Source organism: Actinomadura sp. 7K534, assembly GCF_004348575.1.
Lineage (GTDB): Bacteria > Actinomycetota > Actinomycetes > Streptosporangiales > Streptosporangiaceae > Spirillospora > Spirillospora livida.
Map to the genome: position 1 here is coordinate 1 of NZ_SMKB01000402.1, position 3564 is coordinate 3564.

Annotated in this window: 5 protein-coding genes; 2 read left to right on the top strand and 3 right to left on the bottom strand. The window is 70.5% G+C overall.

Translation table 11 applies throughout. The annotated features are described in order from the left end of the window. Positions 1-163: 163 nt before the first annotated feature. Positions 164-730, bottom strand: coding sequence for a TIGR03086 family metal-binding protein (locus tag E1266_RS36285; protein ID WP_165966362.1), 567 nt, complete (start codon positions 728-730; stop codon positions 164-166). A 641-nt stretch (positions 731-1371) separates the two neighbouring features. After that, positions 1372-1968, bottom strand: a complete 597-nt coding sequence (locus E1266_RS36290; RefSeq protein ID WP_132054979.1) for an XRE family transcriptional regulator — start codon at positions 1966-1968, stop codon at positions 1372-1374. 118 nt (positions 1969-2086) lie between these two features. Here E1266_RS36290 and E1266_RS36295 point away from each other — a divergent pair, with 118 nt between their 5' ends. Together E1266_RS36295 and E1266_RS36300 are read left to right on the top strand one after the other, a co-directional pair. Further along, a complete protein-coding gene (locus tag E1266_RS36295) occupies positions 2087-2728 on the top strand; it encodes a class I SAM-dependent methyltransferase (protein WP_132054981.1) in 642 nt (213 codons plus the stop codon). Between the two features lie 135 nt (positions 2729-2863). Further along, positions 2864-3196, top strand: coding sequence for a YnfA family protein (locus E1266_RS36300; RefSeq protein ID WP_132054983.1), 333 nt, complete (start codon positions 2864-2866; stop codon positions 3194-3196). A gap of 15 nt (positions 3197-3211) precedes the next feature. Here the strand turns inward: E1266_RS36300 and E1266_RS36305 are convergent. Further along, on the bottom strand, positions 3212-3564 hold a 353-nt coding region (locus E1266_RS36305), incomplete at its 5' end, for a DUF72 domain-containing protein (protein WP_132054985.1).

A 3564-nucleotide genomic window follows, 5' to 3' on the forward strand; every position in this document is an offset into this window, starting at 1 on the left:
GTACACGGCCGCCCCGGCCCCCCAACCCCAGGACGACCACCGCCGGCAGAGGAGTGGCCACCGGCAACCACCGATCCGCCCACCAACCGGACGACAGCTCAACGGTGCACGTCGTAACCGGCCAGATCACGCACAACGACGGGGGAGGGGAGTGGCCCCCACATCAGCCACCGAACGGATCACGACCGAACAGCGCCAGCAGCCGCGCCTGATCATCGGCGTCCTCCGGAAGAGGGCGCTCCGGACCGACCTGCCCCGCCGCACGCCCCCCAGGCGCCAACCGCCTCGCCGTCACCAGCGCGGGCCCCACCAGATCGGCATCGAACACCACCGACTGCCCGGTCGCCCGAGCGAGATCCCACGTGTGGACGAGCAACTCCAGCGGATACTCCTCGAGGAACTCCCGCAACGTGACCTCTCGCCCCGTCGCGAGCCCGATCCGGCGCCCCAGCGCCCCGGGACCGAGCTCAGCCGTCATCCGGGCCCGCACCGTACGCCACGACGCCACCGGATCCTCGCCGGCCACCTCACGCCAGTCAGGATCATCCTGGGGGAGAGGCCGACCCGCGGCGCGCATCTCGATCACCAGCAGCCCCGCCGTCACATGCCCTGCGACGTCGACGGCGCACCAGCCCTCACACGGCGACGGCGACAACCACCTGTCCGGCGGCGTCGCGACGAGCACCGCCTCGAAACCGTCCAGCGCGCGAACGAATCGCTCAGGAATCACGGCGCCCCCACTCGGATAGCCGCCAGGGAACCCTTGCACTGTAACGAGGGCACGCCGCCGACGTCGGGCACCGACCCATCCTCAGCGGCAGTGGAGGCGACGCCACTCGGCTGCGCGCTACTTAACATAATGTACATTATCGACCAATGATCAAGCTGTCTGGAAGCGGGGCGATCCGGGCCACAACCGGGTCTGCTCGTACCAGCGCACGTTCGTGCTCACCGCGTTGAGGCCGCACGGCGGCTCGGACCGACTCGCTGCGGACTCGCTGCCACGGACGCGATGCCGACCAAAGCGACGACCTTGTCATCTATGCGGTCTGACGAAATGTGCGTGGTCTGTAGATCTCGTCGTAGCGCTGCAGTACGCGTCCGGTCGTATTCCGGACAGTTTCCGCTGACTGCGACTCCGTCGTGCCACGGCGGCCGGCCGCCCCAATCCCCTCGGCCTGCCCCCTGGGAACGGAGCGGGTCGTGTCCGGGTGCGGGTCTGTTGTCGTGCCGTGGTTACTTCGTGGCCGGCACCTGCACGCGTGCCCCTGCCTTCCCTCCGGTCGGCGACTAGAAGTCGTCTAACCAGACAGAAGCTGAATTCTGTTAGGTTTAGGATATAGCTCGCGAACCACTACTTTCTGGGACTTTTCACTCGTCAGGGCGGCGTTTGGGTGCGGCGCGGACGTGGGCTCGTTCGCCTTGGCGTCCGATGAGGCTCAGGTACTCGACCGGGCCGGCGCTGGTGGCGCCGAACCAGTGCGGGGTGCGCGTGTCGAACTCCGCGGCCTCCCCCGGCCTGAGGGTGAAGTCGTGTTCGCCCAGGACGAGACGGAGCGTCCCGTTGAGGACGTAGACCCAGTCGTAGCCCTCGTGCGTGCGCAGGTCCGGTTCGGTGTCGTCGCCTCCGGCCGGGAGGACGAACTTGTACGCCTGGATGCCTCCGGGCCTGCGGGTCAGCGGCAGGATGACCGAGCCGTCGCTGCAGGGAATGGGCCGCAGGTTGACGCGGGGGTCTCCGGTCGGCGGCGCGTCGACGAGTTCGTCGAGTGAGACCCCGTAGGCGCGGGCGAGCGGGAGCAGCTGCTCGAGCGTGGGGCGCCGCAGGCCGGACTCGAGCCGGGACAGGGTGCTGGCGGAGATACCGGTCTGCTCCGCGAGGCCGGCGAGTGTGATCTCCCGTTGCCGGCGGAGGCGTTTCAGTCTCGGTCCGACGGCGTCCAGGGTGCGGTCGATGGCTTCATCCACCCCACGATTTTGCCATTCGGCAACGAGGTTTGCGGTTCGGTGCCGTTCGTCAGCATCGTGAAAGGCCGAACCCGAGGGAAAGACCCGCCGGGATCGTCGTAACCGAGGAGGACGGCCGATGGCGCACGGGCCCGACCATGCGTTCGACAGGGAGTACTGGGAGCGGCACTGGCAGCAGAGCGGCGGTCCAGAAGGGGCGCACGACGTCCCGCCGAATCCGTACCTGGACCGGGAGGTCGGCGGCCTGGCGCCGGGCACGGCGCTGGACGCGGGGTGCGGCGCAGGTGCCGAGGCGGTCTGGCTGGCCGCGCGCGGCTGGGAGGTCACCGCGGTCGACATCTCGGCCGAGGCGCTGGCCCGCGCGGCCGGCCGGGCGGCCGCGAGCGGGGTCGGCGAGCGTGTGCGGTGGGTCGAGGCCGACTTGGGCGTATGGGATCCGGGGACGCGGTTCGACCTGGTCACGACCCACTATGCCCATCCTGCGATGCCGCAGCTGGACTTCTACGAGCGCGTCGCCGGGTGGGTGTCCCCCGGCGGCAGCTTGCTGATCGTCGGGCATCTGCACTCCCCCGAAGCCGCCGGCCACGGTCATGAGCCTCCGGCTGAGGCGTCGGCGACCGCCGCGGGCATCGTGGCTCGGCTGGACGGCGCGGAGTGGGAGATCGTCGTCGCCGAGGAGCGGCAGCGCATGCTCACCGGCCCTGGCGGCCGTGAGGTCGGGCTGCACGACGTGGTCGTGCGCGCCGCCCGGCGCGGCTGACCAGGTCGTCCTCGGCGTCCGGGTTCCCGTCCGGTGCCGCTTGCCATCTGGGTGGCGTGCGGGCCAGCGGCGACCGACTGGGTATGCGGTGGGCTCGTGCTGGGGGCTGGCGGCCGGGTTCATAGGGTGTGCGGCATGAGCGTGCTCCGGTCGGTCGGGTTGTTCGTGGTCGCCGCGGTGGCGGAGATCGGCGGGGCGTGGCTGGTGTGGCAGGGCTGGCGTGAGCAGCGCGGGGCGCTGTGGATCGTCGGTGGGGTGCTGGCGCTCGGTGCGTACGGGTTCGCGGCGACGTTCCAGCCCTCCCCCGATTTCGGGCGGATTCTGGCGGCCTACGGCGGGGTGTTCGTGGCCGGGTCGCTGGCGTGGGGTGTGGTGGTGGACGGGTTCCGTCCGGACCGCTGGGACATCGCGGGTGCGCTGATCTGCCTGGCCGGGGTGGCTGTGATCATGTACGCGCCGCGGGGGTGACCCCTCTCCCCCGGGTCAGGGACGGGTGGTGAGTTCGGTGAAGCGGAGGGCGTTGCGGACGGCGGCGCCGCCGGGGTCGTTGTTGAAGTAGACGTAGGCGTCGTCTGCGGTGCCGAGTTCGTCGGCCCAGGCTCGGAGGGTTTCGTCGTCGTAGTGGGGCCAGGGTTGTGCGGGGCCTTCGTGGAGGCGGAGGTAGAGCCAGTCGGTGGTTCTCCAGAGGGGTGTCTGGGGTCGGCCTTGGCGGTCGGTCCAGCTGAGGGCGGCGCCGTGGTGTTCGAGGGTGCGGCGGGTCTGGTCGGTCCACCAGGAGGTGTGGCGGGGTTCGACGGCGACGCGGAGGTGGCGGGGGAAGCGGCGCAGGCATGCGT

Excerpts from the sequence above, each read along its gene's own strand:
- E1266_RS36295 (WP_132054981.1), top strand. The coding sequence starts at position 2,087 with ATGGCGCACGGGCCCGACCATGCGTTCGACAGGGAGTACTGGGAGCGG.
- E1266_RS36300 (WP_132054983.1), top strand. The coding sequence starts at position 2,864 with ATGAGCGTGCTCCGGTCGGTCGGGTTGTTCGTGGTCGCCGCGGTGGCG.